Origin of the sequence: Cognatiluteimonas sedimenti, from assembly GCF_022808325.1 — a bacterium.
GTDB lineage: Bacteria > Pseudomonadota > Gammaproteobacteria > Xanthomonadales > Xanthomonadaceae > Cognatiluteimonas > Cognatiluteimonas sedimenti.
Genome location: NZ_JALGCL010000004.1, coordinates 142496 through 168974 on the forward strand (window position 1 = coordinate 142496; position 26479 = coordinate 168974).

A 26479-nucleotide genomic window follows, 5' to 3' on the forward strand; every position below is an offset into this window, starting at 1 on the left:
TGCCCAGGAAGAACCACGCATGTGTGCGATTTCCTCACCAAAAAAATAGGCTCGAAACGATCAAGTCGTCCTGGCGTAAAACAGCTTGCGATGGTGTTCGAGAAAGTCAGATTGCTCGGTACGGAATTTATCTACACGGAGATCGCGGCGAATTGACCAGCGATCCAGCACGTCCTGCGATAGGGATGAGTGCACAAGCATCCGCCCGTCGTTATCGAACGAAATTAATCGCTCGTCAAACAAGGCGTCTACATGCGGTGACAGCATGATGCCGTTGTAACCATTAATGCGTTCGGCATTCGAGGCATCGCGCCAAGGCTTGATATGGCTCGCGATCAATAGGCGGGAGTCTTCCACGCCGGTAACGCGGCAATGTGGATCCACCAACATCACCCGCTTGCGGAACAAGCCTTGCCCAATGCGGGCTTTTGCCAGCTGCAAGCGCTGGGTTTCCGGAATCGTTGCGTCGCCTTCGATCTGATGGATATCGTCGAGCACTTCCATATCGTTCTCGACATCATTGATGTGAAGCGCCGATGCGACTGACGCAGTTGCCTCGACGCCTAGGAAGGCGAGCAGGAGAAGGCCGAGGGCGTCCGATATCCCAGCGAGATAGCAACCTTGGTTGCCGTCACCGTTGGCACGAATAGGCGAATAGCGCGGCGGCAACATCGGTGCGATGGCTTCGATGTGAGCCTTGGGCTGCAGCGGCTTGGGCGCAGGCGTGAAATAGACCCCAACCAGCCAGCCTTCATTGGCCCAGTAATCGCCGACATTGCCGAACTCAGTCGGCTTGGGGCTGGCAGAAGCGGCTTCGATCACTTGTCCGATCGCCCCGATGCGGCCGTTCGCATACGAGAACACCGTGTCGCCGGGACGCACGAGGGTCATATTCTCGTATGTCTGGTTAAAACCACCGTTCGCGTTACGCATCGGCGACCACAAATAGCCACCACGAACTTCGTGATCGCGCGTCTGCTTGTGATTAACCCACCAAAACGCCATAACAGCTGCCCCCTGACCCCCAGGATACCCCACGAAACTAGGGTTGATACAACGAAGGCCCTCAAGGGGTCGGCTGGATTAAAATTGTTCCGGCACCAGTTCGTTAGTCGGGGGAAGTAATGGGCAAAACATTCCTAGCAATAGTGATCGCGGTAATAGGCGCCGCCGCCACAATCAGTGCTGCATACATTCAATCGCACCCTTCTCAAGGCGTAGACCCAGCGACCAGAGAACAGGTGGCTGTACGTTCTAAGTCCGACGTACCCAAGCGCTTTTCAACGCCGTCCTCGCGGCGAACGGAACTCGAAGTAACCGGGGTCCAAATCGGGTCCACGAATGGCGGACTCTTCGTTGTGGAAAAGCGAACGGTTTTTGATTTAAATGAAGAGGTCGCTGTTACCGTCAATTACCGTGGTTCCAATGGCATTAGCAACTTCCCCGTGCGACTGACCGCGGTGTTTGGCTCCGTGATGTTTGGTGGAGATCGCGAAGAAGAAACTGCTGATGTTTCTACACCTGGCGATAGCCTCTGGACGTTTCGGTTTCCCCATAAGAAGGAGCGGGCTTCGGGTCAATATTTGCTCAGTGTGCAAGTAGACGGTGGCGACGTGTACAGCCAGATGGTCGATTTTAAATAAACTGGCCTAAGGGACGGCGCAGTTGAATGGAACCAACGCCGGACTCCCGGGGAAACGGGCGGCAGGCCACTTTCAAGTGAATGCCCGGCCACTAGCGGCGAACGATTGCTGCAAGCGCCGAGGCGAAGCGGTCGAGTTCCGTAACGCTGGTGTACACGTTCGGGCTGATGCGGATGCCGCGGATGTGGGGCGTGCGCGGCTGCCCGGCCATCGCCTGCACCAGGACGTGGTGCTTGTCGAGCAGGGTGCGCTGCAGGGCCGCGGCGTCGATGCCGGGCCAGTCGACGGTGGTCAGGCCCAGGCGCATGCCTGGCGCGGGCAAGGTATAGAAGCGCGCGTCCGGCACGTGGGCGCGGATGCGGTCGCGCACCAGTTCGGCGAGATGCTGCAGGCGCGCCTGCTTGCGTTCGGCGCCGATCCGCGCATGCAACGCCAGCGCGGGCAGCAGGCTGGGGCTGATGTATTCGGGACCGGTGCCGATCCACTCGAAGCGTCCCATTCCGCTGGTGCCGGGCGCCGACGGGATCAGCGGCCACACCGCGTCCACGTGCTCGGGCCGCATCCACAACACGCCCATGCCGACCGGCGCGCCGAGCCACTTGTGCATGCTTGCGCCGTAGAAATCCGCGCCCAGTGCGGCGGGCGATTCGCGCAGCAGGCCGAGCGACTGCGCGCCGTCCACCACCACCTTCGCCCCCGCCGCGTGGGCGACGTCCGCAATGCGGCGCACCGGCAGGAGTTGCCCGGTCAGGTTGCTGGGGTGCGTCAGCAGCACCAGCCGCGTCTTCGGGCCGATCGCCGCGGCGTACGCGGCGACGATCGCATCCATCGACGGTGCCGGCACGGGCAGGTCCACCCAGCGCAGCACCACGCCATCGCGCTGGCGGCGCTGCTCGAGCGCATCGAGCATCGCGTAGTAGTCGTGCTTGCAGCACACGACCTCGTCGCCGCGCTGCAGCGCAAACCCCAGCAGCACCGTGTCGAGCGCTTCGGTGGCGTTGCGCAGCAGCGCCAGCTGTTCGCCGGGCACGCCGACGGCCGCCGCGATCGCCGCGCGGACGCGGGTGGTGGTGGTCTGTTCCCAGATGCCGGGCAGGTGCATCGCGGGCAAGGATTCCAGCCGGCGTGCGTCTGCGGTGAGCAGGTCCATGGCGACCCGCGGGGCGGGATTGGTCCAGCCGTGGTCGAGGTTCACCACGTCCGGATCGAGGTCGTAGCCTGCGCGGATCTCGGCCCAGAACGTCTCGTCGGTGGCGAGCGCGGACGCGGCGACGTTCGGGCGTACGGCGAGCGCCGTTTCCACGCGCGGAAGCGCCTGCGCAAGCGCGTGCAACGGCAAGGCCAGGCTGCTCAGGGCGACGGAGGTGCGGACCAGGAAGGCGCGGCGATCGGTCATCGTTGGAGGCTCCGGTGGAAATCGGTGGCGGCGGGGCAACCGACCCGCACGCATCGATCCGTGGAACGCGGCGGCTCGCCGCGGGCGGCCGTGGCATGGGCCCGGATGGGCGGGAAGCCGAGCCCTTGCCGACTCCCGCCCACGACGGCCGTCGGCGCGGGCCATTGGCGTTGCTGGACGAAAAAGCAGCCGCATGCGGGGCCCGCGCACATGCCCACCGGACTCTTCGACTCCATCCTCGCCACGGTCGGGAACACGCCGATCGTGCGGCTGAATGCGCTGGCGCCGCCGGGCGTGAACGTGTACGCCAAGGTCGAGGCCTTCAACCCGATGGGGTCGGTCAAGGACCGGCTGGCGCTGGGGATCATCGAGGATGCCGAGCGCCGCGGCGCGCTGCGGCCCGGGCAGACGGTGATCGAGGCCACCAGCGGCAATACCGGCATCGGCCTGGCCATGGTGTGCGCGGTGAAGGGCTATCCGCTGGTGGTGACGATGGCGGAGAACTTCAGCGTCGAGCGCCGCAGGATGATGCGCTTCCTCGGCGCACGGGTGGTGCTGACGCCGGCAGCGCAGAAGGGCACCGGCATGTTGGCCAAGGCGGTGGAGCTCGCGCAGGCGCATGGCTGGTTCCTGTGCCGGCAGTTCGACAACGAGGCCAATGCCGACATGCATTCGCGCACCACCGCGGCGGAAATCCTGGCGGCGTTCGCGGGCCAGCGCCTGGACTACTGGGTCACCGGCTACGGCACCGGCGGCACGCTCAAGGGCGTGGCACGGGTGCTGAAGGCAGAGCGGCCGCAGACGCAGGTGGTGGTGTGCGAGCCGGACAATTCGCCGATCCTGGGCAGCGGCATCGCGCAGGCACGCCTGCCCGACGGCACGCCCAGCGACAGCCATCCGGCGTTCCGCCCGCACCTGATGCAGGGCTGGTCGCCGGATTTCATCCCCAGGCTGACCGAGGACGCGCTGGCGATGCACTGGGTCGATCGGGTCCTGCCGATCAACGGCAACGAGGCGGTGCGGCTGGCGCGCGAGCTGGCGCGGCGCGAAGGCATCTTCTGCGGCATCTCCGCGGGGGCGACGCTGGCCGGCGCCCTGCAGGTCGCGGCCGACGCGCCGCAGGGCGCCAGCGTGCTGTGCATGCTGCCCGACACCGGCGAGCGGTACCTGAGCACGCCGTTGTTCGAGGGCGTCGCCATCGACATGACGGACGAGGAGCTTGGGATTTCACGCTCCACGCCCGCGGCGCGTTTCGATGCGCCATCGACGCCCCCGCCGCCACCGCCCGCCGCGACCGCGCCGACGGATGCCGTGGCGGCCGCGCCGGCACTGGCCGCGGACGCCGAGGCGTTCGTCGCGCAGCTGGTCGCCGACCCCGCGCAGCCGGTGGTGCTGTTCGCATTGGAGTGGTGCGAGTTCTGCTGGTCGCTGCGCAAGCTGTTCGCGGCCTGCGCGATTCCGTATCGCTCGGTGGATTTGGACTCCGCCGAATACCAGGTAGGCGACCGCGGCGGCAAGATCCGCGCGGTGCTGGCCGCGCGCACCGGCAGCAAGACCATTCCACAGCTGTGCGTCGGCGGCGAGTGGATCGGCGGCACCACCGAGACCATGGCCAGCTTCAAGCAGGGCCGCCTGCAACAGCGGCTGCGCGAACTTGGCGTGGTGTTCGACGCGGACGCGGTCGTGGATCCGGACGCGTTGATGCCGGCGTGGCTGCATCCGCGTTGAAGCAAGCGATACCAGCGCAGCGAGGGCAGGCCGATCGAACCCGGGCCGCAGGCCCGTCGCCGCCGCCGGCACGGGCCCTGCGCCGTACGCGCATGGGCGACCGTGCCGGCGCGCCGTTCATGGCCGCGGTGCCGGCGTGTCGCTGGCGTATTTCTCGTGCAGGTGCACCGGCGCCACCTGCCGCTCGGCGCGGCGGCGGATCCACAGGTTGATCATCTCCACGAACACCGAGAACGCCATCGCGGTGTAGATGTAGCCCTTGGGGATGTGCTGGCCGAAGCCGTCGGCGACCAGTACCAGGCCGATCATGATCAGGAAGCTGAGCGCGAGCACCTTGACCGTCGGGTGGCGCTCCACGAACTCGCCGATCGGCTTGGCGAACACGAGCATGAACACGATCGAGGCCAGGATCGCGGTCACCATCACCCAGCGCTCGTCGACCATGCCGACCGCGGTGATGATCGAATCCAGCGAGAACACGATGTCCAGCAGCATGATCTGCGCGATCACCGCGCCGAAGGTCGCGGCGGCCGCGCCCGCCGCGCCGCTCGCCGTGGCGACGGTCTCGACCGGGCCCTCGAGTTTCTGGTGGATCTCGTGGGTGGCCTTGGCGATCAGGAACAGGCCGCCGCCGATCAGGATCAGGTCGCGCCATGAGAACGCGTGCCCGAACAGCGAGAACAGCGGCGCGGTCAGGCCGATGATCCAGGCGATGGCCAGCAGCAGGCCGATGCGGGTCACCGCGGCCAGCAGGATGCCGACCCGGCGCGCCTTGTTGCGCTGCTGCGGCGGCAGTTTCCCGGCCAGGATCGAGATGAAGATGATGTTGTCGATGCCCAGCACCAGTTCCAGCGCGGTGAGGGTGGCGAGGGCGATCCAGATTTCCGGGTTGGCGAGCTGTTCCATGGCGGGGTTTCCGTGGTGGTGGGAAAGCCGCTTCGCCCCTGCCATCGATCGCGCGCGGAGGCGGGCTCCGGTGCGCGGTGGATCGATCGACGGGGTGTGGCGGCCTCGGCGCCACGGCCGGACTGCATCGGGATTGATGCACCTTCGCCGTGAACGGCGAAGGTCTTGCTCACAGGCCGATGGTGGCCTGCTGCTGCACCGGAGCCAGGGCTCGTGATGACGGTGACAGCAATTGGGAGCTACTCCCCTTCGACGCGGAGCCTAGCACGCGCGGGGTGAGCGATTGGGCGGGTGCGGGTGGGCGGGTGCGGGTGGGCGCGGGCGGGTGGGCGCGGGCGGGTGCGCGAGCGGGCGCGGGCGGACGCGCGGCGTGGTCACCCTCGGCAGTTGCCGCGTTCCCGCCGCCCTGGCCTACAGGCACTTGAACAGCTGCGCCGGGGCGTCCTTGCGCAGGGTGTAGCGGCCCAGTGCGGTCGTGGCGGTGCTGGCGTCCAGGGTCATCTGCCCGCCGCGGACCCGGCCCTGGTAGACGGCGGGTTCGTGCGGCAGCACCTCGCCCATGCGCGCCGGCCCGCCGTGCTCGCGGACATGGGTGCCGGCGACGCGGAAGGCGCCGTCCGCGCCGGCCAGCAGCGGGCCGTCGAGGGTGCCATGGGCGCAGTCGTATTCGATCGTGCCGCCATCCGCGCGCAGGCGCAGGGCGACGTGGGCGCCGCCCCAGTCCCCGGTCACCAGCCGCGGGCCGGCGTCGGGTTGCACCCCGGCGCCGCTGCAGGCGGCCAGCAGCAGGGGCAGGAGGGTCAGGCAGGGCTTGCGCATTGGGGGTTTCCTGGCGGCCTGTGTCGGCGCGGCCGCGGCAACGCCACGATGCCCGTCACAGCGTAGGGGATCGTGAAATCGGGGCCGCCGTGCACGGGGTAGGCCCGCCTTGTCGATTGCGGCCGAGCCGGTTCGTCGTCCCTTCGGGCGCGTCATCCCGGCGCTGCCGTGCCATCCCCAGGCGAGGTGCTCCATGTCCATCCAGTCCTACCTGTTCTTCGAAGGTCGCGCCGACGAGGCGATCGCGTTCTACCGCCAGGCGCTCGACGCCGAACTGCTCATGCGCCTGACCTACGCCGATGCCCCCGGCGGCACCGCGCAATGCCCGGACGGATCCACCCCGCCGGGCGACAAGGTGATGCATGCCGGCCTGCGTATCGGCGACAGCGAGATGGGGCTGTCGGACGGCATGTGCAGCGGCAAGCCGGAGTTCAAGGGGTTCTCGATGACCCTGGTCTGCGCCGACGATGCCGAGGCCCGGCGCCGCTTCGACGCGCTCGCCGAGGGCGGGCGGGTGAACATGCCGCTGTCGGAGAGTTTCTTCGCCACGGCCTTCGGCATGCTGGTCGACCGCTTCGGCGTGGACTGGATGGTGATGGTGCCGAAAGTGCCCGCGGACTGAGCCGGCGCGGCGCCGGCGCACGCGGGCCGGGTGGCCGCGCGGCCGCGCGTTTTCGTGGCGCGAGGCGCGATCCAGGCCGAAGGTTGCCGTGACTCCCGGCGCATGGCTTCACCGGGCTCCATGATCCATGTTGCAGGTCCTCCACCGGAATGCATCGCATGCAGCGCCCCGTTCGCTCCGCCGCCACCGCCCTGATGGCGACCCTGTTGTGCTGGGCGGCCCTTGCCGCCTGCACGGGACAGTCCGTGCCCGAGGACGTCGGCCCCGTGGCGACGCCCGTCACGCCGATGCCGAAAGGCCATGGCATCGGTCGCGTCCCCGTCGCGTGGACCGACGCCACGCGCACCGAGCACGCCACCGCGTCGGGCAGGCGCGAACTGCGCGGCCTGCTGTATTACCCGGCGGCGCAGGCCGTCGCGGACGGGGGCCGCGCACTCGACGCGGCGTGGGCCGACGCGTATCGCCCATCGCTGGTGCGGCGCATCGGCCCGCGCGCGGCGGATGCGGTCCTGCAGATGCGCTGGCATGCGGGCGCGGGGATTGCCGCTGCGGAAGGGCGTTTCCCGGTGCTCGTGTTCGCGCATGGGTACCACCAGCTTCCGACCAGCTACACGACGTTGATCGAAAGCCTCGTCGCGCGCGGGTACGCGGTATTCGCGATCGCGGCGCCCGGAATCGCCGAGGTGGTGCCGCTCGGCGACGGGCGGATCGCGCCGAACCTGCCGCTTGGCGACGATGGCTATTCGAAGTTCGCCCAGGACATTGCGTCGGCGGTCGCCGAGCTGCCGAAGCTGGATGCGACGCCGGGGCACCCCTTCAGCGGGCACCTGGATAGCGGGCGCATCGGCGTGTTCGGGCATTCGGTCGGCGGCGCCGCGGCGGTCCTCGCGTCGGCGCGCGTGCCCGCGATCCGCGCGGCCGCGAACCTGGACGGGGACTACTCCGGCGACGCCGCGGAAGCGCAGCCGCGCGTACCGCTGCTGTACATCACGACGCAGCCGCCAAACCGCGCGGCGACGCCGAAGAGCGGCTGGGACGACGAACGCAACGAGGTCCGCCGCGCCGGCATCTGGCGCCAGCTCGCGGTCGCCAGTCCGCGTGCGCTGCGGGTGCGGGTCGGGGGGATGTTCCATGCCAACTTCCAGGACGAGGCGCTGTTGCCCGCGTCGGCGATTCCGCAGGAGCTGCGCGGCACCCGCTTCGGATCGATCGACGGCGTGCGCGGGCTCGAGCTGACCTCGCGCCTGCTGGCCGGGTTCTTTGCCGGGTCGCTCGGCGGCCCGGCCGCCGAGGAGGTGGACAAGGTCGTCGCCGCGTATCCGGAGGCCGACCTGCAGGTCTCCGGCAGCGCATCGCGCTGACACGCGCAGGCGCACAATGGCGGTCTTCCCGGAAGGAGCCCGCCATGACCGTGAAAGCCTACGGCGCCAACGCCGCCGACCAGCCGCTGCAAGCCATGGACATCACCCGCCGCGCGCCCGGCCCGCGCGACGTGCAGGTCGAGATCGCGTTTTGCGGCGTCTGCCATTCGGACCTGCACACGGTGCGTTCGGAGTGGGGCGGCACGAAGTATCCCTGCGTGCCGGGACACGAGATCGTCGGCCACGTCAGCGCGCTCGGCGCCGACGCGCGCGGCTTCAAGATCGGCGACACGGTCGGCGTCGGCTGCCTGGTCGGCAGCTGCCAGCAGTGCGCGGCCTGCGACGAAGGCCTGGAGCAGTACTGCGAGAACGGTTTCACCGGCACCTACAACGGCGCGACGGCGGATGCCCCGGGCCACACGCTGGGCGGCTACGCGCAGCGGATCGTCGTGGACGAGAACTTCGTCCTGCACATCCGCCACCCCGAGGCGCAGCTGGCGGCGGTGGCGCCGTTGCTGTGCGCCGGCATCACTACGTACTCGCCGCTGCGGCACTGGAATGCCGGCCCCGGCAAGAAGGTCGGCATCGTCGGCATCGGCGGGCTCGGGCACATGGGCATCAAGATCGCGCATGCGATGGGCGCGCACGTGGTCGCCTTCACCACCAGCGACGGCAAGCGCCAGGATGCGCACGACCTCGGCGCGGACGAAGTGGTGATCTCGCGCGATGCGGCGCAGATGCAGGCGCACGCCGGCAGCTTCGACCTGATCCTCGACACCGTGGCCGCAAGCCACGACCTCGACGCGTTCTCGTCGCTGCTCAAGCGCGACGGCACCCTGGTGCTGGTGGGGGTGCCGGAGCACGCGCATCCGTCGCCGAACGTCGGCAACCTGATCTTCAAGCGCCGCGCGATCGCGGGTTCGTTGATCGGCGGCATCGCCGAAACCCAGGAGATGCTCGACTTCTGCGCGCAGCACGGCCTGGTCGCCGACATCGAGATGATCGCGGCGCGCGACATCGACAAGGCCTATGACCGGATGGTGCACAGCGACGTCAAGTACCGCTTCGTGATCGACAGCGCGACGCTGTAGGGCTGGCCGGTGGGCGATGGCCGCCATCGCCACGCCCATGCGTTGGTAGTTGGCAAGTCCCGGGCCATTGCGAAAGAGGCGTTCCTCCATGCTGCGCATCGTGTTGTTGGTGGCCGCGGCCGTCGCCACGCCGGCGGCGTTCGGCGCGGAGGCGCCGCACGGCGGCCCGGTGATCGACATGCACGTGCACGCCTTCACGATGGCCGAGGTTCCGCCGGGCGCGCCGGCCTGCCCCGGCGACCAGGCCGTTGTGATGCCGACCGTGGATCCCGCGCAGGACCTCGACTTCTCCGCGATGGGCGCCTGTGCGCGCCCGCTGCTCGCCCCTCCCGATGATGCCGGCCTGCGCGACGGCACGATCACCGCCCTGCGCAGGCACGACGTGCGCCGGGCCATGCTCGAGGGCCCGGTCGAGCGGGTGGCCGAATGGCGCGAGGCCGCGCCGGGATTGTTCCTGCCCGGCGTCGCCTTCGGCGCCCGCAAGGAACCATCCATCGACGAGTTGCGGCGTCTGCACGCGGCCGGGCGGCTGGCCGTGCTGGGCGAGGCCTACATCCAGTACCGCGGCCAGCGCCCCGACGATCCGCGCTACGACCCCTACTTCTCACTGGCGGAAGAGCTGGACATCCCGGTCGCCATCCACATGGGCGAAGGGCCGCCGGCGACGGCGCGATTCCCCGGCTACGAGGACTACCGCGCCGCCATGGGTTCCCCGTTCCTGCTGGAAGCGGTGCTGCGCAAGCACCCGAAGCTGCGGATCTACGTGATGCACTACGGCTCGCCGCTGGTCGACGAGATGATCGCGATGATGTTCGCCTACCCGAACCTCTACGTGGACGTGGCCTGCAACGACTGGGCGATGCCGCGTGCGCAATTCCACGATGCGCTGCGGCGAATGGTCGACGCCGGCTTCGCCAAGCGCATCCTGTTCGGCACCGACCAGATGTACTGGCCCGATGCGGTCGGCGAGGCGATCGAATCGATCGAGGCCGCGCCGTTCCTAGACGCCGGACAGAAGCGCGACATCCTCTACGGCAATGCCGCGCGCTTCCTGCGCCTGAGCGAGGCGGAGATCGCGGCCGACCACGCGCCGGCGCGTCGCTGACGCGCTTGGCAGCGCCCGCCCGCCGCAAGCGCTCCACCAGCGCTGTTCGGTCCCGCGCGCCTGCTGGAGCCACGACACGCCGAGCCCGGCGTGGCGCGCGTCATGCCCCGGCGGAGGCACGCTGCGCGGCCGCCGCCGCATCGGCTGCGTTGCTGTCCTCGGCCCCCGGTGACGCGGTCGCATCGGCCACGCCGCCCGCGTGCAATGCGTGCAGGCTGGCATCCTGGCCGGCATTGGCGGTTGCGCGGGCCAGCTCCAGCCGTTGCAGCGGCAGCGCCTCCGGGTGCGCCTGCTGCAGCCATGCCACCATGCGCTCGCGCACCGCGCAGCGCAGGTCGAACAGGTCGCCGGAGTTGCGCGCGCTGACCAGCAGCCGCACCTGCAGCGTGGTTTCCGCGGCATCGGTCACCTGCGCCACGCAGACGCGCCCGTCCCAGCGCGGATCGGTGTTGCAGATGCGCTGCAGCTCCGCGCGCATGGCGTCCATCGGCACGCGGTAGTCCAGCCACAGGAGCGCGCTGCCGAGCAGTTGCGCGGTCGTCCGCGTCCAGTTCTCGAACGGATGCTCGATGAACCACTGCAGCGGCACCACCATGCGCCGTTCGTCCCAGATCCGGACCACCACGTAGGTGGCATTGATCTCCTCGATCCGTCCCCATTCGCCCTCGACGATGACCACGTCGTCGAGCCGGATCGGTTGCGCGATCGCAATCTGCAGGCCGGCGATCAGGTTGCCGAACACCGGCTTGGCGGCGAAGCCGGCGACCAGCCCGATCAGCCCGGCGGAGGCGAGCAGGGTGGCCCCGATCCTGCGGATCCCGGGGATGGTCATCAGCGCCAGTCCCAGCCCGAACAGCACGATCGCGCCCTGCACGATCCCGCTGATCACCCTGGCTTGGGTCTGGACCTTGCGCGCGCGAAGGTTGTCGGCGATGTCGACGGGATGTTCGCGCAGCACCCGTGCCACCACCGCGCGCACCGCGCGCAGCGCCAGCCATGTCGCGCACAGCAGCACGCCGACCACCAGCACCTGGCGGCCGAAACCGGCCCCCCCGGCAGGCAGCGGCAAGGCAGGAAGCGCCGCCAGCAGCACCAGCAGCGGCAAGCCCACCAGGGCCGGTGGCATCACCACGCGCAGGATCCGGGTGCGCAGGCCCGGGCCCGCGGCGTCGACTGGCATGCGCTCGATCATCGCGCCAGTCTCGCAAGCACCACGGCCACGGCGCGTGATCGCTGCGCCTCAGTCGCGCAGCACCGCCTGCAGCCGCAGCGCATTGGCGACCGCATGCCCGTGCGCGGTGTTGTCGAACACGATCCAGCTGCGTCGATGCCGCGCGGCGTCGGCACGCAATGCGGCGGCAAGGGCCTGCAACGCGGCTTCGCCGTAATCGCTGTAGTACATGCGCGGCGCGCCGTGCCAGCGCCGGTAGGCAAGCGCGGGATCGCCGCCCGGCAGGTCGCCACCGGCATGCGCCGCCGGATCCGCGGCCACGCGCGCGATCCGGTGGCGCAGCAGCAACGCTTCGGCACGCGGCGTGAACCAGCTGCCGTGGCGCGGCTCGCAGGCGACATCACCGTCCCAGCGGTCCCGCAGGCGCGCCAGGAACGGCGCCGCGCTGCGCGCATCCAGGGCAAGGCTCGGTGGCAGCTGCAGCAGCAGCACGCCGAGCTTGCGCCCGAGTCCGCCGCACTGCTCGAGGAACTCGTCCAGCAATGGTCCGCAGCGGCGCAGGCGCGCCTCGTGGGTGATTGCGCGCGGCAGTTTCACCGAGAACCGGAAGCTGGCCGGTACCGCGGCCGCCCAGCGCGCGTAGGTCTGGCGCCGGTGCGGGCGATAGAAGGACGAATTGATCTCGACCGCATCCAGCAGGCTGGCGTAACGCGCCAGCACGCTGTCCCCCGCGCCGAAGCGCGCGCGCTGCGCGGCCGGGATCGCCCAGCCGGCGCTGGCGATGCGCGGCGGCGTGCGCGCGCGGCTCATCGGCCCGGGGCGGCCGGCAGGCGGACATCCAGCGGCATGCGTAAGCCTCCTGGCGACGGTGCGCCAGCGTAAGCAATGGCGGTCGACGGAGCGCGAAAGCCGGCGGTGCTTGCAAAGACGGGCGCTGGCCCCAACTGCGCAGCCATGAGCCTGTTCGCCGCGGCGCCAATGCAACTGGTCGAGGATGCCGAGGGCGGCGTCGTCTGCTGGCCGCAGTGGCTGCCCGAAGCGCTGGCACGGGCCTGGTTCGAGGCCTTGCACGCGGGCGCGCACTGGGCGCACCAGCGCCGGCCGATGTACGACCGCGTCGTCGACGTGCCACGGCTCCTGGCTGCCTACGAAACCGATGCGTTGCCGGCCTCGTTGCCGCTGGCGGCGATGCTCGAGCGGATCCAGGCGACCGCGCCGGCGGCGTACAACGCAATCGGGCTCAATCTCTATCGCGACGGACGCGACAGCGTGGCGATGCACAACGACAAGCTGCACAGCATCGTCGCCGGGCAACCCATCGCGCTGGTGTCGCTGGGCGCGACGCGGCGGATGCGGATCCGGCCCAAGGGCGGCGGCGGCGCCGGCGTCGGCGTCGATCTCACCCCGGGCAGCCTGCTGGTGATGAGCCATGCCTCGCAGCGCAGCCACGAACACGGCATCGCCAAGACCACGCGTGCGGTCGGGCCGCGGATCAGCGCGGTGTTCCGGGTGCGGCCGCGGCACTGGCGGCCGGACTGACCACGCGAACCTGAGGCGTTCAGCAAGTGCTGCGCACCGGCGCAGCCGATGAGACCCGGATGCGACATGCTGCGCCGGCATGCACGTGAACCTTCCCCCGATCACGCCGCCAATGTCGCGGCACATTCCATGAGCCGGCGCTCGGGCAGCGCCGACCTGCCGTTGCACGGCGGCCGCGTGCCGCAATGGCTGGCCACGCGCATGACCCGGCTGGGCGCGGTCATGTGCGAGGCGATCGTGCATGAGTACGGGCGCGACGAATTGCTGCGACGGCTCGCGCATCCGTTCTGGTTCCAGTCCTTTGGCGCGGTCATGGGCATGGACTGGCATTCCTCGGGCATAACCACCAGCGTGCTGGGCGCGCTCAAGCGCGGGCTGGCGCCGCTGGCGGGCGAACTGGGCGTGCATGTCTGCGGCGGCCGCGGCCGTCATTCGCGGATGACGCCGGGGGAACTGGTCGCGATCGGGACGCGGGTGGGTTTCGATGGCGACGCGCTGGCGCAGGCCAGCCGCATGGTGGCCAAGGTCGACAGCGCCGCGGTGCAGGACGGGTTCGACCTGTACCTGCACGGCTTCGTGGTCACCGACGACGGCCGCTGGACGGTGGTCCAGCAGGGGATGAACGCCGATACGCGACAGGCACGACGGTACCACTGGCTGTCGGAAGGCCTGGCCGACTTCGTCGATGCGCCGCACGCGGCGATCGAGGGCCCGGGCCGCGGCCGCATCGTCAATCTGGCCGATCGTCGTGCCGCGCGTTCGCGCGCCGCCCAGGTCGAAGCCTTGCACACGCTGGGCCCGGACGGCATCGCGCGCGAATGGCGGCAGTTGCAGGGCACGCTGCCAGCGCAGCCAGCTGCGGGGGATTCCGTGCAGCTGCCGTTGCCGCACCTGTCCATGCCGGCGCACCACGAGGTGCGACCCGGCGACATCGTCACGCGCCGCCTGCACGCGAACCTGGCGGCGGCCGCCGAATGCGGGCCGCGCGATTTCGTGGAGCTGTTGCGGGTGCCGGGCGTCGGCGCGCGCACGGTGCGCGCGCTGGCGCTGGTGGCCGAAGTACTGCACGGGGCCCCGTGCCGCTTCAGCGATCCGGCGCGCTTCTCGCTGGCGCATGGCGGCAAGGACCGGCATCCGTTCCCGGTGCCGGTGCGCGTGTACGACCACACCATCGGCGTGCTCAAGCGCGCGGTCGGCAACGCGCGGCTTGGGCGCGAGGAACAGCTGCAGGCACTGCGCCGGCTCGACGCGCAGGCGCGTGCGCTCGAGCGCGATGTCCGCGGCCCGACCCTCGACGCCCTGCTCGCACGCGAGCGGCTGCACTCGCACGCTTACGGCGGCCGCAGCGTATTCGGCCTGGAGCCTGCTCCCGCCAAGCTGCCCGTCGGCACGCTGGCGGCCGCGCCCGCGGCCTCGCGGCGCCGGCTTTCACGATCCTGAAATTTCGCCAACGGCGACCCTGCGGCCGCGCGGCGCCGCTTGAAACCCGGCGACGTTGCCTTAGCTGCTGGGCTGGACGCGACGCGTGTCGCGCAACGTGCCCAGCCCAACCTGAGGGACCTTTTCATGAACGACAAGATGACCCGTTACCCGCAATCCGCCGCAGTCCCGGGCCGCCAGGATCCGATGCGGCAGCTGTTCGACCGGTTGCTGGAAGGCAACCTGTTCCTGGGATCCAACAACGACGAGTCGTCGGTGGTGACCAGCCAGTGGATGCCGCTGGTCGACATCCGCGAGGAGCAGGACCGCTTCGTGCTGCACGCCGACATCCCCGGCGTCGATCCGCGGGACATCGAAGTGCAGATGGACAAGGGCATGCTCACCATCAAGGGCGAGCGCCGCGCCGAGCGTACGGTGCAGAACGAGCGCTACTCGCGCGTGGAGCGGCTGCACGGCAGCTTCCATCGGCGCTTCGCGCTGCCCGACAGCGCGGACCCGGACGGCATCACCGCCAGCGGCAGCAACGGCGTGCTCGAGATCGTGATTCCCAAGCGCCCCGAGTCGACCCCGCGCCGCATCCAGGTGGGAAACGGCAACCTGAATTCCTGACCAGGACTCGCGGGCCGTGCCTGCCGGAACCGGCATGCACGGCGCCGCGGCCGCGCCGGCGCGGCTGGCGCGGCCGCATACGCGGCGGCGGAGGTTCGCCGCCAGCAACCGCGCGGGCACGCGGGGGCCGTTGGCCTGCCTGACCTGCTAGATTCAGGCACCCCGATGCAGGCGAGGTGGTCATGGCGGTGGCGACCCGGGAACTGGAACAGTTCGTCCACGAAGCGCTTGCCCGCGGCCAGTCGCGGCAGGCGATCGAAGCGGCCCTGGCGCAGGCCGGCTGGCCCGCCGAGCAGGTGCGCGATGCGCTCGATGCCTATGCCGACGTCGCATTCGCGGTGCCGGTGCCGCGCCCGCGGCCCTATCTGTCGGCGCGCGAGGCGTTCCTGTACCTGGTGCTGTTCGCGACCCTGTACGTGTCGGCGTACCACCTGGGCAGCCTGCTGTTCGACCTGATCAACCATGCGCTGCCGGACCCCGCCGACGCGGCCTACCGGTCCCTGCAGCTGGGCGCGTCGATGCGCTGGTCGGTCGCCTCGCTGCTGGTCGCGTTCCCGGTATTCCTGTACGTGGCGCGGCACCTGGGCAGGGACCTGGCGCGCAATCCGGTCAAGCGGCTGTCGGCGGTGCGGCGCTGGCTCACCTACCTGACGCTGTTCCTCGCGGCCGGCATCGTCATCGGCGACCTGATCGCGGCGGTCTACAACCTGCTCGGTGGCGAGCTGACCTTGCGCTTCGTGCTGAAGGTGCTGGTGGTCGCTGCGATCGCGGGCACGGTGTTCGCCTACTACCTGTTCGACCTGCGCCACGAGGAGCGCGAATCGTGAGCGCGCCGGTGGCCGGGAACGGCGTCGGCCGCTGGATCGCGATCCTCGCCAGCGCGGTGGTGGTCGCGACGATCATCGCGGCGATCGTGGTGATGGGGTCGCCGTCGACGCAGCGGTTGTCGCGCCTGGACGAGCGCCGGGTGACCGACCTGGGCAACCTGACGCAGGCGATCCAGGGCTACCGCGATGCGCACGATCGCCTGCCGACGGATCTTCCCCTGCTTGCGGCCGAGCCCGGCTCGCGCCTGGCGATCGTCGATCCGGCCACCGGCCAGCCGTACGGCTATGCCGCGCTCGGCGCACGCGAGTACCAGCTCTGCGCGCGCTTCGACACCGACACGGCCACCGCCCTGGAGGCGCCGGTGGCCTGGGCGCCCGGCGACTGGAACCACGGCGTGGGCACGCGCTGCTTCAAGCGCCGCGTGGTCGTGCCCGCGAAATAGCCAACCCCGCCCGGAACCCAGCCATGTCGTCAGCCTTCGTGTCCCTCGTCTTCGCCGGCATCGCCTGGGTGGCCCTGCACATCGGCGTCTCCGGCACCGCGTTGCGCGGCGCCATCGTCGCGCGCATCGGCCAGGGCGCGTTCCGCGGCCTGTTCGTGGTCGCCTCGCTGGCGCTGCTGGGCTGGCTGGTGCATGCCTACAACATGGCCGGGCCAGTGGCGCAACTCTGGATCGCGCCGCGCTGGCTGGTCGTGGTGCTGATGCTGCTGATGCTGCCGGCGCTGCTGTTGCTGGTGTGCTCGCTGACCATGCCCAACCCGACCTCGGTCGCCGGCCGCCATGCGCTGGAGGCGGCGGAGCCGGCGCGCGGCATCCTGCGCATCACCCGCCATCCCATGCTCTGGGCGTTCGCGACCTGGGGCCTGCTGCACCTTGCCGCGATCGGCACGGCGTCGATGGCGGTGCTGGCGGGCGCGATCCTCATCACCGCCTTCGCCGGCATGCCGAGCCTGGACGCCAAGTACGCCAGGCGCGAACCGGAGCGTTGGCCGGCGTTCGCCGCGGCGACGTCGATCCTGCCGTTCGCCGCGATCCTTTCCGGCCGCAATCGCCTGGCGCTGCGCGAGCTCGGCTGGTGGCGGCCGTTGCTGGCCGCGGTGCTGTGGGCGGTGCTGATCGCCGGGCATCCGATGTTGTCGGCTTCCAATCCGGCGCGCTATTTCCACTGATCCCGACGCAAGCGCCGCGCCCGCAGGTGCCGGGCGGACAGGACCATTGCTGCTGCACACCCGTTGCCGCAGCCCGTGGCCGACGCCTGCGGCCGCGATCCGTCGCTCAGGGCTCGCGGCAGTCGGGCCGCGGCGGCAGCGCATCGCGCGCCACGCAGAAGCGGAAGTCGCGCAGGCCGGTGAACTCGCGCTCGCCGCCGCGCGCCAGCGCGAAGCGGGCGATTGGCGCGTCGACGCAGGCGTCGCTGTCGCATTCGTCGCGGAACAGCGTGTACCAGCACTTGCCGCTGCTGCTTTCGATGCATTCGAAGCGCGCGCGGCCATCCTTCGCCCAGGCCTTGCTGTACAGCGCGTCGCCGCGGTCGCTGGTGATGCGGTGGCTCCAGTCGGTGCCGCCGACGTGGACGCCGAGCAGCGACAGCACGAAGACGACCAGGGCGGTGAACTTGGCGATCATGCGCGATCCCTCCAGTCACATGTTGCGGAACAGGGCCATGAACGGCTGGCTGACGACCAGCGTTTCCGGGCGCGACTTCAACCGCAGCGTGCCGCGGCCGCTGTCGTCGCGGGTGACGCCGGCGATGGCCTTGAGGTTGACGATGGTGGAGCGGTGGACCTGCTTGAACACGTTGCTGTCCAGTGCCGCCAGCAGGTCGCGGATCGGCGTGCGCAACAGCGCCTCGCCTTCGGCGGTGACCACGGTGGTGTACTTGTCCGCGGCGCGGAAATAGAGCACGTCGTCGGCCAGGATCAGCCGGGTTTCGCGGCCGGCGCTGGCGGTGAGCCAGGTCAGTGGCGGCGCGGCGCCTGCGCGCGGCGGCAGTGCGCTGCCGAGTCTTGCGACCAGCGCGGCCAGCGCCGCGCCGTCGCCATTGTCGCCGCGCGCCTGCAGGCGCTGCACGGTGGCGGCCAGCCGTTCCGCGTCCACCGGCTTGAGCAGGTAGTCGATCGCGCCGTGTTCGAACGCGTCGATCGCGTACTGGTCGTAGGCGGTGACGAACACCACCTGCGTGCGCGGGCTGGCTTCGGCGAGCGCCGCCGCGACTTCCAGGCCGTTGAGGCCGGGCATGCGGATGTCGAGGAAGGCGATGTCGGGCTGCTTCTCGGCCAGCGTTTCCAGCGCGCTGGCGCCGTCCTCGCACTCGGCCAGCACCTGCAGCCGTGGCCATGCGACCTGCAACTGCTCGAGCAGCGCCGCGCGCAGCAGCGCCTCGTCCTCGGCCACGATCGCGGTCCAGGCGCGCTCAGCCATGGCTGCGCGCCCCGGCGGTGTCGGCGTCGGCCGCGGCCGGCACGGTCAGCGTTGCCGCGACGCCTGCGGGGAAGTTGGCGACCACCGCCAGCGCCGCGCGCTCGCCGTAGCGCAGCTGCAGGCGTTCGCGCACGTTCTTCAGGCCGATGCCGGTGCCGCTGGTGGCGGCGTTGAAGCCGTCGCCATCATCGGCCACGGTGATCGCGACGCCATCGTCCCCGGCGCGGGCGCGGATCCAGACCGTGCCGCCGCCGGTGCGCGGTTCCAGCCCGTGCTTGATCGCGTTCTCGACCAGGGTCTGCAGCATCATCGGCGGCAGCGGCGTGGCGCGCAGCGTTTCGGGCACGTCCACCTGCACTTCCAGGCGCGGGCCCATGCGGATCTTGAGGATCTCCAGGTAGGCCAGCGCGCGCTCGAGCTCCGCTCCCAGCGTCGACATCTCGTCCTGGGTGCGCGGCAGCGAATGGCGCAGGTACTGGATCAGGTGCCCGAGCATCTCGTCGGCGCGCTGCGCGTCGCTGCGCGTGAGCAGCTGCGCGCTGGCCAGGGTGTTGTAGAGGAAGTGCGGTTCGACCTGGGCGTGCAGCAGGCTGAGCCTGGCTACCGTGAGTTCCTTCTCGACCGCGGTCTGCACGGCCGCCGCCTTCTCGTTGCGGCGGCGCTCGGCGACGCGACGGGTGATCGCGCGCGAGATCGCCTCGGCGTTCTCCAGGTTGGTGCCGTCGTCGACGCGGAACAGGTCGGTCCAGGCCGGGCTTTCCGGTTCGCAGATCAGCGTGACGCTGCCGCTGTCGTGGTTGGGAGTGACCGTCGCCGACAGCTGGTTGCGCGGCGTGCCGAACCATTGCAGCGGGTTCCAGCGGCCCAGCGCGTAATTGCCGTACGGATTCGGCCGCGCGACCTTGGCCGAGACCTGCAGGCTGTCGCGCGCGCTGCGCACCTGCTCGACATGGGGCAGTTCACGGATCGCGGCATCGAGCAGGTCGAAGGCCTCGCCGGCTTCGAACGGGATCTCGATCTGCCGCCGCTGGCGGTTGCCCAGGGTTTCGCCATCGACCCGCCCGGCGATCAGGCGCACCCGCCGCAGGTGCGAGATCGCGCCGGTCACCACGAGGGCAGCGGTGATCATGCACGCCAGGACGATCGGTGCCTCGAACTGGCCGATCCCCGGCAACGAGGACCACAGCGCCACCGCCAGGAACAACAGCGCGCACCAGGCGGCGAAGATGCGGATGAGGAACAGGGTGCTCTTGATCACGGCGGGCTCGGGACGGGCGGGAAGTGGGTGCGCCGAAGCATAGCGGCGGCGATCGCGCTGCCGGAGGCGATTGCGACGAAACCCCGCGGGCGCCGATGAAACCCCGGAAACGGGATGCTTCGCGGGTGGGGGCGGGCGGCGGCGATCGCAACGGGGGCCCGGCCTGCCAGCCCACGGGTCCATAATCGCCCAGCCCGATGCCGGGCTGCCCCGGGGAATCCAATGCGCGCTGCCATCCTCCTGCTGGCGATCCTGCTGCCCTTGGCCAACGCCCGGGCAATGTCGCCACCGGCCTCGCGGCAGGCCACGCCGGCGACCCTGCGCGTTGACATCCAGCACGGCGGCGACGCCAGCGCCGAGCATTACGCGCTCGAGCGGGTGGTCGTCGAGCCGCTGCCGTGGCCGGGCAATCCGGCGCGGCCGCTCGACACCACCAACCGCGGCAGCCAGAAGTTCGAAGTGGTCGATGCCGGCAGCGGGCAGGTGCTGTATTCGCGCGGCTACGCCACGGTGTTCGGCGAATGGCGCACCACCGACGATGCACGGACCACGCAGCGCAGCTTCCAGGAATCCATGCGCTTCCCGATGCCGGCGGGGCCGGTGCTGGTGAAGGTGTACGGCCGCGACGCCGACAACCGCTTCGCGCCGGCCTGGTCGGTGCGCATCGACCCGCAGGCGCTGGACGTGGAGCGGGTGGCGCTGCCGGCGCCGGCGCAACCGATCGCGATCCGCCACCACGGCGACCCCGCCACCAAGGTCGACCTGCTGCTGCTCGGCGATGGCTACACCGCCGCGCAGATGGACAAGTTCCGGGCCGATGCGCGGCGGCTGGCCGACCGGCTGTTCAGCGTGTCGCCGTTCAAGGAACGCGCCGCCGACTTCAACGTCTGGGCGTTGGCGTTGCCGGTGCCCGAGGCGGGCATCAGCCGCCCTTCCACCGGCATCCACCACGCCAGCGCCACCGGCGCGCGCTACGACATCTTCGGCAGCGAGCGCTACATCCTGACGCTGGACAACCGTGCCTTCCGCGAACTGGCGCAGTACGCGCCGTACGAGTTCGTCGAGATCATGGTCAACAACCAGACCTACGGCGGCGGTGGCATCTTCGGCCAGTTCAGCACCGTGGCCGCCGACAACGACTGGGCCGACTACGTGTTCGTGCACGAGTTCGGCCACCACTTCGCCGGGTTGGCCGACGAGTACTACACCTCGCCGGTGGCGTACGCGGCCGGCGAGCGCCCCACGGTGGAGCCGTGGGAGCCGAACGTGACCGCGCTGCTGGATCCGGGCAAGCTGAAGTGGAAGGACCAGGTCAGCCCGGTCGCGCCCGCGCAGGCGGTGCCCTTGCCGACCCCGTGGCCCAAGGCCGAATACGAAGCCTACGAGCGCGACGTGCAGGCGCGGCGGGTGAAGCTGCGTGCCGACCGGCGCCCGGAAGCGGAAATGAGCGCGCTGTTCCGGGAGGAACAGGATCACGTCGATGCCCTGTTCGCCGACGCCAGGTACCGCGACGCGGTCGGCGCCTTCGAGGGCGCCAACTACGCCGCCACCGGCTATTACCGCCCGCAGATGCAATGCATGATGTTCACCCGCGCCGACGCGTTCTGCTCGGTCTGCCAGCGCGCGATCGCCGACATCATCGACCTGTACACCACCGCGCCGCGGCCGGGCGCGGCGACGGCGCGGGGGCGCTGACTCCAGGGCGAAGGCGATCCGCGCGGAGGTTGGCCGCAGCGCGCACCGGTATGCGCTGCGGCGGCACCCGGACCTTCAATGGCATGTCGCGACCAGCAACACGGCCATGGTAGCCGTTGCGCCGTGCGCGCAACGCCGCGTCGGCGTCGCTGTCATTGCTGCGCAGGCGGCAGGCCGGTATGGCTGCGGTACACGCCTTCGTTGCAGGCCAGGCAATAACCGCCGCCTTCCATCGTCAGCCGGTTGTAATAGACGTACGGCCCGTCGCTGGCCACGAATACTTCCGGATCCCGGCGGATCCGCCGCGGCAGGTCCGGCGTCAGTTGCACCAGCGACGGTGCGGCGGGGTCGATGCTGGCGAGGTAGACCACGGTCGGGTAGATGCCCGGCGGCGAGGTTGCCGAGAAGACGACGTACGACTTGCCCTCGTGCACGAAGGGTTCTGGCGAATTGATGACACCGTTGCGCGGCGTCCGCGCGCTGCGGACCAACTCCCAGGTGGCGTCCTCGCCACGGGAGCCGGCACGCCGGCGATAGATGCGCAATTCGGTGTCGTCGGCGACGGTGGCGATGACGAAATCCCCATCGAACTCAGGCGCTCGCCAACCCCAGGGCACCGTGTGCAGGTCCTTGCTGCCGTCGTCGAAGGTCAGCTGCTTGGGCGTGTCGCTGTCGAGCCATTGCATGAAGACCTGTGGCGTGCCCTCGACCGGCGCGGCGAAGACCGCGGCCCTCGCCCCTTCCACGAAGCGCATCGACAACCGCGACTTCGGGAACTGCGGCACGGCAGTCTCGCTGGACGCGTCGAAGAGATCGCGCCAGTAGTGGTTGCCGCGCGCATCGACGTAGCTGATGCGTGGCGCGGGATCCCCGGGGTCGTGGCTCGCATAGGGGCCATTCCGGCGGGTGTGGGGCGGCAGGTAGCCGTAGGACCAGTCGCTCTCGCCCGATTGCACCGCAACGGCCAGCCTGGCGTTGTCGATCGTGTGCGGCTTGTCCGCCAGGAACTTCGTATAGACGATCTGGTCCCCGGTGGCGGTGCCGATCCATTCCGGGCCGTTGCCTACGACCTGGAGGTCCCCGGTCGTCATCGCACTGGGGTCGATCAGCAATCCCTTGCCGTCGGCCGGGATGAACAGGCCGGTATCGCGATCGATGCCCGCGATCCAGAGGGCGCCCGAGTAGTCGCACCACGTGATCATCCCGCGCGACTGGCTGAACTCGCTGTCCACCAGTTCGCGCTCGCTGCTCACAAGTGTTTCGTTCTTCCCCTGCGCCTGTACCGGAAAGGCAGCCAGCAGCCCGAGGGCCACCAACGACGATGCAATGGCGAGGCGAAAGCCTTCCGGGGTCCCTGCGATGTTGCGCATCTGCCTCTCCTGGAATCCGTCCGTGCCCATCGGCGGCCGGGCCGGGCAGGCGGTGCCAGGCCGGTTCGATGCCGCGCGGCACCGGCCACCACGCAGGCGCGGCGGCGTCGGGTTGCCGTTGCCGGGCGGCCGTGCCTCCCCGGGCACGGCTTCAGGAGGCTCAACGCGACGCAGGCCGCGGGCAGGACATCGCGCGGCGCTTCGCGGTCGCCGCCGGATCGGCGCGCGGCCGTGCGCTCCCATTGTTTCGCCGCCGGCGGGACCCCATCAAGAAAGCCGGAAGCATCCCGGGAGCAGGACATGGACAAGTACGACAAGAGCCCCGACGCCATCGCCAGGCTGACGCCGGAGCAGTACAGGGTTACCCAGGAAGGCGCCACCGAGCGCCCCGGCAGCGGCGAGCTGCTGCACAACACGGCTGTCGGCATCTACGTGGACGTCGTGTCCGGCGAGCCGCTGTTCGCGTCGGCGGACAAGTTCGAATCCGGCTGCGGTTGGCCCAGTTTCACCAAGCCGATCACCCCGGCCCACGTCAACGAAGTGCGCGACACCAGCCACGGGATGATCCGCACCGAGGTGCGCTCGACCCATGGCGACAGCCACCTCGGGCACGTGTTCGAGGATGGGCCGCGCGACCGCGGCGGCCTGCGCTACTGCATCAACTCCGCGTCGCTGCGCTTCATCCCGCGCGAGCGGATGCAGGCCGAGGGCTACGGCGACTACCTGGACCAGGTGGGGGGCGCGCGATGAGCGACGTGCCCGAAGGACTGGAGCGCGCGATCCTGGCCGGCGGCTGCTTCTGGGGCGTGCAGGAGCTGTTGCGCAAGATGGACGGCGTGGTCTCTACGCGCGTGGGCTACAGCGGCGGCGATGTCGCCAATGCCACCTATCGCAACCATGGCAGCCATGCCGAGGCGGTAGAGATCGTGTTCGACCCGGCGAAGATCGGTTATCGCCAGCTGCTCGAGTTCTTCTTCCAGATCCACGACCCGTCGACGCGCGACCGCCAGGGCAACGACCGCGGCGCGTCCTATCGCTCGGCGATCTTCTACACCACGCCGGAACAGCGGCGCATCGCGCTGGACACCATTGCCGATGTCGATGCCTCCGGCCTGTGGCCAGGCAAGGCGGTCACCCAGGTCGAAGCCGCCGGCGACTTCTGGGAAGCCGAACCCGAGCACCAGGACTACCTGCAGCGCTATCCCACCGGCTACACCTGCCATTACGTGCGCCCGGACTGGGTGTTGCCGCGGCGCGCGGGCTGAGGGTCGGGCATTGCGGCGGATCGGCGGTTGCCGACGCCGGTTAACGCGTCACTAACCCTGCCCGGCGCAGCATTCCAACATCATCCTTCCGTTTGGAGTACTGAGATGCGTATCTCCCATTCCCTGCTCGCCACCGCGGTGCTGGCCGCCATCGTCGCCACCGGCGCATGGGCGGGCGACGACGACATGTTCACGCGGATGGACAGCAACCACGACGGCCGCATCTCCGCGCAGGAACATGATGCCGGCGCGGCCGCGAAGTTCGCCCGCAACGACGCCAACCACGACGGCATGCTCGACGCCGACGAAATGCGGTCGCGGATGGGGCGTCAGGCCGGTGGCATGCACGCCGGCGGCATGCAGGGCGGCGACTGGATGGCGAAGATGGATGGCAACCACGATGGCGTGATCACCGCCGACGAGCACGCCGCGATGGCGAAGGCGATGTTCGACAGGATGGACGCCAATCACGATGGCCGCCTGGCCGGCGCCGAACTCGAAGGCGGGCATGGCATGCGCGGGCAGCGGATGGGCGATCACGCCATGCCGGAGGGCATGGCGCATGGCGACCGGGGCATGGGCGATCACGCCATGGCCGGCCACGGAATGCACGGCCAGGGCGGCATGGCCGGGGCGGGCATGCGGAAGCAGGCGATGATGGATACCGACAACGACGGCAAGGTTTCCGCATCCGAACATGCCGCGGGGGCACGCGCCATGTTCGCCAGGGTGGATGCCGACCACGACGGCTATATCAGCAAGGCCGAGTTCGATGCGCGCTTGAAGGCGATGCCGCCGCCGAAGTAACAGGCGCGGCCCGCCGCAGGGTTACGAGGCCCTTGGCCGGGTCACTGCCCGGCCACTGCGGGCGCGCCCTGGAGTGCGAGTTCCGGGACACGCGCTGGCGCCTCGACCTCTTGCACATCGACCCCTTGCCCCTTCACCCCTTGCGCCTTCACCCCTTGCGCGGCACCGGCCGCATCGGCCGGGATTCCGGTAGCGGCGGTGGCGCTGGCAGCGGGCTGGAACGCCGCGCCCACTTCGACGTCGATCGGCAGCGTGGTTGCGCCCCTGTCGCTTGTGCTTGTCCGCTGCTGCGCTGCCTGGGTGTCCTGCACCAGCTTGGCGATCAGCACGCCCATCACCCGCCCGAATGCGCTCTTCTGTTCGGCCGGGGCCGGCGCGGCTGAACCATGCGCTGCCTCGACCGTCGCCGCGCCACGCGATTGCGCATTGCCATCGAACGTGGCGACCGCCAGCAGCATCGTGGACAGGAGCAGCAAGGTACGCATGTCGATTCCGGCGCGGATGCACGGCATCCGATGCGCGCAGGCTAGGTTCCGGCACTTGCAGGAAGCGTGAATGCAATGCTTGCGTACTCCACCGCGCAACACATTCTCGCGATGCATTCGCGCCTCGGGCCGTCTTGGCGGCCAGTCAGGTTGCGGCGTGGGCGCAAGGGTTAACGCAAATTCGACTTCATCGAACCGGCGCTGACTCGCTGTGTCATTCGGGCAGTGCGCGGCGACCGGCGACGACGAGCGCGACGCCCTGTCTGTGGCGCGCCAGCAACGCGCCGGGGGAGCAGGCATGTCTCGCGCCGGCGGACCCTCGCGCGCTGCCAGCGTGGAAACGGCCGGCGTGCTGGTAGGCGACCCACCAGCCATGGCCCGCGGGCCAGAATGCGAAGGCATCGGGCAAGGGAGTGGCCGGGCGTCGGCCGGCGCCCCACACCAGTGCGATGTTGGTGCCGGTGCCGCCGCCGTGTGGGCGTCCCAGCCACAACCACGCCTGCTGCGTGCCTGCGCAGGGCACGCGCACGTCGTCGACGATGAAATGGCCGAGGCGACGACGCTGGTCGCTGTCACCGGCGTGCGCCGCCGCTGCCAACGCGGCCTGGCTGGCTGCGACCTTCCAGCGCATGCCGGTGCCGGTGTGTGCGTGGCCCAGCGCGACGACGGCGACGCAGGCGGCGGCCACGACCGGAATGGCATCCCGTGCCGGACCGCGCCGCAAGGCCAGGCGCAGTGCTTCGGCAGCGCCCCAGAACAGCAGGGCAAAGCGCAGGTAGAACAGCAGGTCGTACAGCCACAACCGCGGCTCGGGATCCACCGCCCAGGGCGTGAATACCGAGCTCGCCCACAGCGCTGCCAGCGTCGCGGGCAACAGCAGCCACGGGCGCAGGGTGGCGGAAACACGCATGGACATGGC

At 69.9% G+C, this 26479-nt stretch carries 28 protein-coding genes and 1 pseudogene; 17 read left to right on the forward strand and 12 right to left on the reverse strand.

Going from position 1 to position 26479, the window contains the following annotated elements; genetic code table 11:
- Window positions 1–60: 60 nt before the first annotated feature.
- Window positions 61–1005, reverse strand: coding sequence for an HNH endonuclease (locus MQC88_RS11425; RefSeq protein WP_243322160.1), 945 nt, complete (start codon window positions 1003–1005; stop codon window positions 61–63).
- A 119-nt stretch (window positions 1006–1124) separates the two neighbouring features.
- Between MQC88_RS11425 and MQC88_RS11430 the strand changes: the two genes are divergently transcribed.
- Complete coding sequence (locus MQC88_RS11430; RefSeq protein WP_243322162.1) at window positions 1125–1643, forward strand: hypothetical protein; 519 nt, start codon at window positions 1125–1127, stop codon at window positions 1641–1643.
- A gap of 91 nt (window positions 1644–1734) precedes the next feature.
- On the opposite strand, the gene MQC88_RS11435 is transcribed toward MQC88_RS11430, so the two are convergent.
- Window positions 1735–3039 carry an aminotransferase class V-fold PLP-dependent enzyme gene (locus MQC88_RS11435; protein ID WP_243322164.1) on the reverse strand — a complete coding sequence of 435 codons (1305 nt, stop codon included), beginning with the start codon at window positions 3037–3039 and terminating at the stop codon, window positions 1735–1737.
- Between the two features lie 210 nt (window positions 3040–3249).
- Here MQC88_RS11435 and cysK point away from each other — a divergent pair.
- Both cysK and MQC88_RS11445 read left to right on the forward strand, forming a co-directional pair.
- A pseudogene (cysK, locus tag MQC88_RS11440) lies at window positions 3250–4233 on the forward strand (cysteine synthase A); the annotation flags it as partial.
- Window positions 4234–4242: 9 nt separating this feature from the next.
- Complete coding sequence (locus MQC88_RS11445) at window positions 4243–4767, forward strand: glutaredoxin domain-containing protein (RefSeq protein WP_243322356.1); 525 nt, start codon at window positions 4243–4245, stop codon at window positions 4765–4767.
- A gap of 117 nt (window positions 4768–4884) precedes the next feature.
- Here MQC88_RS11445 and MQC88_RS11450 read toward each other — a convergent pair whose 3' ends face one another.
- Window positions 4885–5673 carry a TerC family protein gene (locus MQC88_RS11450; RefSeq protein WP_243322166.1) on the reverse strand — a complete coding sequence of 263 codons (789 nt, stop codon included), beginning with the start codon at window positions 5671–5673 and terminating at the stop codon, window positions 4885–4887.
- Between the two features lie 411 nt (window positions 5674–6084).
- Entirely contained in the window at window positions 6085–6492 is a 408-nt protein-coding gene (locus MQC88_RS11455) for a hypothetical protein (protein WP_243322168.1), read from the reverse strand.
- A gap of 193 nt (window positions 6493–6685) precedes the next feature.
- Here MQC88_RS11455 and MQC88_RS11460 point away from each other — a divergent pair, with 193 nt between their 5' ends.
- The 4 genes from MQC88_RS11460 (at window position 6686) to MQC88_RS11475 (ending at window position 10671) form a co-directional block, all read left to right on the forward strand.
- Window positions 6686–7114 carry a VOC family protein gene (locus tag MQC88_RS11460; RefSeq protein WP_243322170.1) on the forward strand — a complete coding sequence of 143 codons (429 nt, stop codon included), beginning with the start codon at window positions 6686–6688 and terminating at the stop codon, window positions 7112–7114.
- 158 nt (window positions 7115–7272) lie between these two features.
- Window positions 7273–8475 (forward strand): alpha/beta hydrolase, encoded by a 1203-nt coding sequence (locus MQC88_RS11465; RefSeq protein ID WP_243322172.1) that lies wholly within the window; start codon window positions 7273–7275, stop codon window positions 8473–8475.
- A 44-nt stretch (window positions 8476–8519) separates the two neighbouring features.
- The gene (locus MQC88_RS11470) at window positions 8520–9566 is read left to right on the forward strand and encodes an NAD(P)-dependent alcohol dehydrogenase (RefSeq protein ID WP_243322173.1); all 1047 of its coding nucleotides are present in this window, start codon (window positions 8520–8522) and stop codon (window positions 9564–9566) included.
- 88 nt (window positions 9567–9654) lie between these two features.
- Entirely contained in the window at window positions 9655–10671 is a 1017-nt protein-coding gene (locus MQC88_RS11475) for an amidohydrolase family protein (RefSeq protein WP_243322175.1), read from the forward strand.
- Window positions 10672–10771: 100 nt separating this feature from the next.
- On the opposite strand, the gene MQC88_RS11480 is transcribed toward MQC88_RS11475, so the two are convergent.
- Together MQC88_RS11480 and MQC88_RS11485 are read right to left on the reverse strand one after the other, a co-directional pair.
- Window positions 10772–11863, reverse strand: a complete 1092-nt coding sequence (locus tag MQC88_RS11480; protein ID WP_243322177.1) for a mechanosensitive ion channel family protein — start codon at window positions 11861–11863, stop codon at window positions 10772–10774.
- A gap of 48 nt (window positions 11864–11911) precedes the next feature.
- Window positions 11912–12652: a DUF72 domain-containing protein gene (locus MQC88_RS11485; RefSeq protein WP_243322179.1), complete on the reverse strand. Its 741-nt coding sequence runs from the start codon at window positions 12650–12652 to the stop codon at window positions 11912–11914.
- A 144-nt stretch (window positions 12653–12796) separates the two neighbouring features.
- Between MQC88_RS11485 and MQC88_RS11490 the strand changes: the two genes are divergently transcribed.
- The 6 genes from MQC88_RS11490 to MQC88_RS11515 all read left to right on the forward strand — a co-directional run bounded on the left by MQC88_RS11490 (window position 12797) and on the right by MQC88_RS11515 (window position 17428).
- Complete coding sequence (locus tag MQC88_RS11490) at window positions 12797–13381, forward strand: alpha-ketoglutarate-dependent dioxygenase AlkB family protein (protein ID WP_243322181.1); 585 nt, start codon at window positions 12797–12799, stop codon at window positions 13379–13381.
- Window positions 13382–13510: 129 nt separating this feature from the next.
- Entirely contained in the window at window positions 13511–14821 is a 1311-nt protein-coding gene (locus MQC88_RS11495; RefSeq protein ID WP_243322183.1) for a DUF763 domain-containing protein, read from the forward strand.
- A 126-nt stretch (window positions 14822–14947) separates the two neighbouring features.
- A complete protein-coding gene (locus tag MQC88_RS11500; RefSeq protein WP_243322185.1) occupies window positions 14948–15430 on the forward strand; it encodes an Hsp20/alpha crystallin family protein in 483 nt (160 codons plus the stop codon).
- Between the two features lie 182 nt (window positions 15431–15612).
- A complete protein-coding gene (locus tag MQC88_RS11505) occupies window positions 15613–16257 on the forward strand; it encodes a DUF5671 domain-containing protein (RefSeq protein WP_243322188.1) in 645 nt (214 codons plus the stop codon).
- A complete protein-coding gene (locus MQC88_RS11510) occupies window positions 16254–16700 on the forward strand; it encodes a hypothetical protein (RefSeq protein WP_243322190.1) in 447 nt (148 codons plus the stop codon). Before MQC88_RS11505 ends, MQC88_RS11510 begins: the two co-directional genes overlap by 4 nt.
- A gap of 23 nt (window positions 16701–16723) precedes the next feature.
- Window positions 16724–17428, forward strand: coding sequence for an NnrU family protein (locus tag MQC88_RS11515; RefSeq protein ID WP_243322191.1), 705 nt, complete (start codon window positions 16724–16726; stop codon window positions 17426–17428).
- Between the two features lie 106 nt (window positions 17429–17534).
- On the opposite strand, the gene MQC88_RS11520 is transcribed toward MQC88_RS11515, so the two are convergent.
- The 3 genes from MQC88_RS11520 to MQC88_RS11530 are packed head-to-tail and all read right to left on the reverse strand — an operon-like array spanning window position 17535 to window position 19938.
- Window positions 17535–17885 carry a hypothetical protein gene (locus MQC88_RS11520; RefSeq protein WP_243322194.1) on the reverse strand — a complete coding sequence of 117 codons (351 nt, stop codon included), beginning with the start codon at window positions 17883–17885 and terminating at the stop codon, window positions 17535–17537.
- 15 nt (window positions 17886–17900) lie between these two features.
- Complete coding sequence (locus MQC88_RS11525) at window positions 17901–18680, reverse strand: LytR/AlgR family response regulator transcription factor (RefSeq protein WP_243322195.1); 780 nt, start codon at window positions 18678–18680, stop codon at window positions 17901–17903.
- Window positions 18673–19938: a sensor histidine kinase gene (locus MQC88_RS11530; RefSeq protein ID WP_243322197.1), complete on the reverse strand. Its 1266-nt coding sequence runs from the start codon at window positions 19936–19938 to the stop codon at window positions 18673–18675. The genes MQC88_RS11525 and MQC88_RS11530 overlap by 8 nt, the downstream gene beginning before the upstream one ends.
- 222 nt (window positions 19939–20160) lie before the next feature.
- Here MQC88_RS11530 and MQC88_RS11535 point away from each other — a divergent pair, with 222 nt between their 5' ends.
- On the forward strand, window positions 20161–21633 hold the full coding sequence (locus tag MQC88_RS11535) for an IgA Peptidase M64 (protein ID WP_243322199.1): 1473 nt from the start codon (window positions 20161–20163) through the stop codon (window positions 21631–21633).
- A gap of 152 nt (window positions 21634–21785) precedes the next feature.
- On the opposite strand, the gene MQC88_RS11540 is transcribed toward MQC88_RS11535, so the two are convergent.
- On the reverse strand, window positions 21786–23003 hold the full coding sequence (locus MQC88_RS11540; protein WP_243322201.1) for a hypothetical protein: 1218 nt from the start codon (window positions 23001–23003) through the stop codon (window positions 21786–21788).
- Between the two features lie 300 nt (window positions 23004–23303).
- Here MQC88_RS11540 and msrB point away from each other — a divergent pair, with 300 nt between their 5' ends.
- The 3 genes from msrB (at window position 23304) to MQC88_RS11555 (ending at window position 25075) form a co-directional block, all read left to right on the forward strand.
- Entirely contained in the window at window positions 23304–23753 is a 450-nt protein-coding gene (msrB, locus tag MQC88_RS11545) for a peptide-methionine (R)-S-oxide reductase MsrB (protein WP_243322203.1), read from the forward strand.
- The gene (gene msrA, locus MQC88_RS11550; protein WP_243322205.1) at window positions 23750–24268 is read left to right on the forward strand and encodes a peptide-methionine (S)-S-oxide reductase MsrA; all 519 of its coding nucleotides are present in this window, start codon (window positions 23750–23752) and stop codon (window positions 24266–24268) included. Before msrB ends, msrA begins: the two co-directional genes overlap by 4 nt.
- Window positions 24269–24373: 105 nt before the next feature.
- Window positions 24374–25075, forward strand: coding sequence for an EF-hand domain-containing protein (locus tag MQC88_RS11555; protein ID WP_243322207.1), 702 nt, complete (start codon window positions 24374–24376; stop codon window positions 25073–25075).
- Between the two features lie 41 nt (window positions 25076–25116).
- Here the strand turns inward: MQC88_RS11555 and MQC88_RS11560 are convergent, their stop codons facing one another.
- Together MQC88_RS11560 and MQC88_RS11565 are read right to left on the reverse strand one after the other, a co-directional pair.
- A complete protein-coding gene (locus MQC88_RS11560) occupies window positions 25117–25677 on the reverse strand; it encodes a hypothetical protein (RefSeq protein ID WP_243322209.1) in 561 nt (186 codons plus the stop codon).
- 97 nt (window positions 25678–25774) lie between these two features.
- Window positions 25775–26470 carry a hypothetical protein gene (locus MQC88_RS11565; protein WP_243322211.1) on the reverse strand — a complete coding sequence of 232 codons (696 nt, stop codon included), beginning with the start codon at window positions 26468–26470 and terminating at the stop codon, window positions 25775–25777.
- Window positions 26471–26479 lie beyond the last annotated feature (9 nt).